The organism is Streptomyces sp. CNQ329, from assembly GCF_000482585.1.
In genome coordinates this window covers 1-5,175 of record NZ_AXVU01000095.1, presented here as the reverse complement: position 1 = coordinate 5,175, position 5,175 = coordinate 1, and the positions used below count along the sequence as shown (strand labels likewise).

The 5,175-nt window shown below is 75.5% G+C and carries 2 protein-coding genes; both read right to left on the bottom strand.

What is annotated here, in order from left to right:
- Positions 1 to 3,704: non-ribosomal peptide synthetase (locus tag I003_RS0128740; RefSeq protein ID WP_027774624.1), on the bottom strand; the 3,704-nt coding region annotated here is incomplete at its 3' end.
- A 102-nt stretch (positions 3,705 to 3,806) separates the two neighbouring features.
- On the bottom strand, positions 3,807 to 5,175 hold a 1,369-nt coding region (locus I003_RS33680; RefSeq protein WP_037722080.1), incomplete at its 5' end, for a condensation domain-containing protein.

The window sequence follows — 5,175 nt, the reverse complement described above, 5'->3', positions numbered from 1 at the left end:
GCCAGCTCCCGCGACCAGCGCCGGAACGACGTCGCCACCGGCTCCAGCTCCGGCTTGCGCCCCTCGCCCACCGCCTCGCAGGCGGCCCGCAGGTCGGGCAGCAGGATCCGCCACGACACGCCGTCGACCACGAGGTGATGGACCACAAGAGCGATCCGCCCGACCCGGGACGGGCCCGCATCCAGCCAGACGGCCTGCACCACGACTCCGGCCTCCGGGTCCAGCCGCCCGGCCGCCGCGATCGCCTCGCGTTCCGCAAGTGCGTCGAGACCGTCAGCGCCGGCCGGGCCGACGCCGCCGGGGGCGTCCTCGTCGGTCGCGTCGATACGGGTGACGAGCGGGGCCGGGTCGACCGAGCCCCGCTTGCCGACCCTCAGCCGCGGGTTCGCCGCATCCGTCAGGTCGGTGCGGGCCCGCAGCATGTCGTGCGCGTCGAGCACCGCGCCGAGCCCTTCCGTCAGGGCCTCGAGTCCCAGGCCCGCGGGCGCGCCGACGACCGTCCACTGCGCGAACCGGGGCGCTGCGGCCCGTTCGCCCAGCCGCCGCATGACCGGCGTCCACGGCACCTCGCCGACGCCCTCGTCCCGGGCCGCCGGGCGGCGCCGCGCCGACCCGGCGACCAGCGCGAGCCTCTCCGGGGTTCTCTCCTCGAACACCTGCCGCGGCGTCAGCACATACCCTGCGCGCCGCGCGCGCGACGCGAGCTGCATCGAGGTGATGGAGTCGCCGCCCAGGGCGAAGAAGTCGTCGTCCGCTCCCGCCCGCTCCAGCCCCAGCACCTCGGCGAACAGCGCGCTCAGCGCCTCCTCCGCAGCGCCCGCCGGCGCCCGTCCGGTCGCGCGCCCGGCGAAGCCGGGGGCGGGCAGCGCCGCCCAGTCGACTTTGCCGTTGACCGTCAGCGGCAGCTCGTCCAGCACCACCACCGCGGCCGGAACCATGTACTCCGGCAGCGCGGCGGCGACGTGCCCGCGCATATCGTCCGCCTCGACGGCCCGCCCGGCGGGCACGACGTAGCCGATGAGCCGCTTCTCGCCCGGCCTGTCCTCGCGCGCCACGACCACGGCCTGCGCGACGTCCTCGTGGGCGGCGAGCACGGACTCCACCTCGCCCGGCTCGACGCGGTAGCCGCGGATCTTCACCTGCTCGTCGGCGCGGCCCGCGAAGTGCAGCAGACCGCCGTCCGTCCAGCGCGCCAGGTCCCCGGTGCGGTACATCCGCCCGCCGGTGTCGAACGGGCAGGCCACGAACCGCCCGGCGGTCAGTCCCGGGCTCCCCGCGTAGCCGCGGGCGAGGCCGGGCCCGGCGACGTACAGCTCGCCCACGACGCCGGGCGGCACCGGCTGCAGGAACGGATCAAGGACGTACACCCGCCGGTTTGCCATCGGCCGGCCGATGGGCAGCACGGCGCCCGTCGTGTCGCCGGGACGCAGCGCATGCCACGTGGCGCACAGGGTGATCTCTGTGGGCCCGTAAAGGTGCCGTACGCGCAGGCCGGGGCACGCCTCGCGGACCCGCGCCACCGCCGCGGCGGACACCACGTCGCCGCCGGTGAGTACTTCACGCAGGCCGGCGAAGCACTCGGGGGACTCCGCGGCGAGCACCCGGAACAGCCCGGCGGTGACGTGCAGTCTGCTCACGCTTGCGCCGGCCACCGCCCGGCGCACCCGCTCCGCGTCGACCACGCCCGGCTCGGCGATGACGACCCGGCCGCCGGCGGCGAGCGGCACCCACACCTCGTACAGCGAAATGTCGAACGCGTGCGGCGCATGCATCAGCACCGCCTCGCCCGGCCCCGCGGCCCAGCCGCGCTCGGCGGCCAGCACCACCACGGCACCGTGCGGCACGGCCACGCCCTTCGGCGTCCCCGTCGAGCCGGAGGTGTACATCAGGTACGCCACGTCCGCGGCGGCCACCGGCACGGGGACCGCGGCCGTGCGGGCGGCGACGGCGTCCGCGGTCGACGGGTCGTCGAGGACGACGAGCCCGGCGGCGCCGGCGGGAACGGCCGCCCGCGTCCGCCGCGTGCACACCACGGCCGCGGGGGCGGAGTCGGCCAGGAGGAACGCCACCCGCTCCGCGGGATAGCCGGGGTCCACCGGCACGTACGCCGCGCCGGCCTTCCAGGTGCCGAGCAGCGCCACGAGCAGGTCGGCCGACCGCTCCATGACGACGGCGACCCGGTCGCCACGGCGCACCCCGGCGTCGGTCAGATGCGCCGCGAACCGCCCGGAGACGTCGTCGAGTTCCCCGTACGACAGCGTCCGCGGCCCGTCGGTGACGGCGGGCGCGCCCGGTGACCGCCGGACGTGGTCGGCGAACAGTTCCGGTACCGAAGCGCCCGGCAGCGGCTCCGCGGTGGCGTTCCACTCCTCCACCACGCGCGCCCGGTCGGCGGCGGCGGCCATGTCGATCCGGCCCACGGGCACGGCGGGATCCGCGGCGATCTGCTCCAGCACCCGTACCAGCCGCTCGAAGACCGTCCGCGCCGCGGCGCGGTCGAACAGGTCCGGGCGGTAGTCGAGCTTGAAGCTCATCTGCTCGCCGGGGGCGGCGACGAGCGTCAGGGGGTAGTGCGCCGCTTCCCGGCCGCCGGCCATACGCATCGCGAAGGCATCGGGGGCGGGTGCCTCTTCGGGCGGCAGGGGGTAGTTCTCGTAGACGACGATGGTGTCGAAGGCACCGCCGGCACCGGCGAGCCGCTGCACCTCGGGCAGGCCCACATGCTGGTGCGCGACGAGCGCGGACTGCCGGTCCTGGAGGTCGGCGAGCATCCCGGCCACCGGCTGCGCGCCGTCGAGCCGGACTCGCACGGGCAGGGTGTTGAGGAACAGGCCGACCATCGACTCGACACCCGGCAGCTCCGGCGGCCGGCCGGAGGCGGTGGCACCGAACACCACGTCCGTACGCCCCGCAAGCCTCGCCAGCACCAGCGCCCACGCGCCCTGCACCACCGTGTTGAGCGTCAGGCCGCGGGCGCGGGCGAGCGCGACCAGGCCCGCGTACAGCTCCTGCGGAATCTCGGCGATCAGGCTCTCCGGCGCGACCGGCCGCCGGCCCGCGTCGGCGGGTGCCACGAGCGTCGGTTCCTCGGCTCCGGCCAGCTCCGTGCGCCAGGCGGCCCGCGCGGCGTCCTTGTCCTGCCGGCGCAGCCACGCCAGATACTCCCGGTACGAGGTGACCGGCGGCAGCCCGCGGGTGTCACCGCCCGCCGCGTACACCGCCCGCAGCTCGCCGAGCAGCACCGGCATCGACCAGCCGTCCATGAGGACGTGGTGGCTGGTGACGACCAGGCGGTGGCGCTCGGCACCGAGCCGGATGAGGAGCAGCCGCAGCAACGGTGCGGCGGCCGGGTCGAAGCGCTCCGCGCGCGCCTGGGCCGCCAGCCGCTCCGCTTCGGCCGACGCGTCGGCCTCCGGCAGGTCGGAGACGTCCGCCACTTCCCACGGCAGCGTCACGTCGCGCACGATGACCTGGACCGCCTCGCCCGACTTACGCCGCCGGAAGCTCGCGCGCAGCGCGGCGTGCCGCTCCAGCAGCGCCTCCCACGACGCCCGCAGCCGGTCCGGGTCCACGGGTCCGACCAGCTCCAGCAGCCGCTGGCCCTGGTAGACGTCCGGGCCTTCCGCATCGAAGGCGGCGTGGAACAGCAGGCCCTCCTGCAGCGGCGACAGCGGCCACACGTCCTCGACGGCGGATCGGGTCATCGCTCTGTCTCCTCACGGCGGATCGCTGGCTGCGGCTGGGACGTTCGGTTCGGCTCTGGGGTCTTCGGGTGCGGTGGCGTCTGCGGGTTTGTCCGGCGGGTGTCACAGAAGGTCGTCGTCGGCGGGATCGGCTTCGAACTCGTCGACCTCGTCCTGGCGGAGGTCGAGCAGCGCGAAGTCGGAGGGGGTGTGCCCCCCGGCCGCGGGGTCCCCGGTGTGCGCGGCGAGCCCGGCGAGCAGGTCAAGCCAGGCGGTGCCCAGTCGTTCCGTCTCCTCGGCACCGAGGAGCCCGGTGGGCCGGCTGAGGGTCAGGGTCAGCTCGGGACCGTCAGGGGTGTCGCGGACCACGGCGTTCGCCTCCAGCGCGTGCGCCACGGGCGTGTCGGGGGCGACGGAGCCGCCGACGGCGGTCTCCCCGGCCGGCTGCCACGGCTCCGGGTCTCCGGCCGGCGACGCGGCGGGGAAGCGGCCGAGGTAGTTGAAGCCGATCTGCGGATGCGGCAGGGCGGCCATGGCCTCGGCGGTCTGCGGGTTGAGATGGCGCAGCAGCCCGTGGCCGAGACCGTCACCGGGCACGGCCTGCGCCTGCTCCTTGACCGCTTTGAGCAGCGCACCGGCCGCCGGTCCCCCGGCGCACGCCTCGCGGAGGTCGATGCCGGAGGCGTCGAGGCGCAGCGGGTGCACCGCGGTGAACCAGCCGACCGTACGGGACACGTCCATGCCCCCTGCGGGCAGGCGGCCGTGTCCCTCGACGTCGACCAGCACGCCGCGGTCCGTCGTCCCCGGCCGCCCGTGGAGGACGGCCCCGGCGAGGGTGGCGAGCAGCACCTCGTGCACCCCGGTGTGGAAGACGGCGGGTGTGCGACCGGTCAGCGTCGCCGCTTGGCCGGCGGGCACGGTCCAGGTGTGCGAACGCATCGTCGCCGCGGTGTCGGTGGTGGGGTCGAGGGGGCGGTGGCCGATGGGTGGTTCGGGGGTGTCGAGGAGGTGGGTCCAGGTGGGGAGTTCGGCGGTGCGGTTGTCGGTTGTTGCCTGGGTGAGGAGTTCGTGGGCCCAGTGCCGGAAGGGGGTGGGTACGGGGTCGAGGGTGGGCTGGCGGCCTTCGGTCAGGGAGGTGCAGGCGGCTTGGAGGTCGGGCAGGAGGATGCGCCAGGACATGCCGTCGACCACCAGGTGGTGGGCGACCAGGACGAGTCGTCCGGTGCGGGAGGGCCCGGCGTCCAGCCAGACGGTGTGGAGCATGATCCCGTCGGCGGGGGCGAGGCGGTTGACGGCGGCGCGGGCCTCACGGGCGGCGAGCGCGTCGAGGTCGGAGGTGCCGGCTGCGTCGATACGGGTGACGAGACGGGCGGCGTCGAGAGCGCCGCGTTCGGGGACGACGAGACGGGGGTTCGCCGGATCCGACAGATCGGTACGGGCACGCAGCATCGCGTGCACATCGAGCAAGGCGGCGACCGCGGTGGTCAGCACG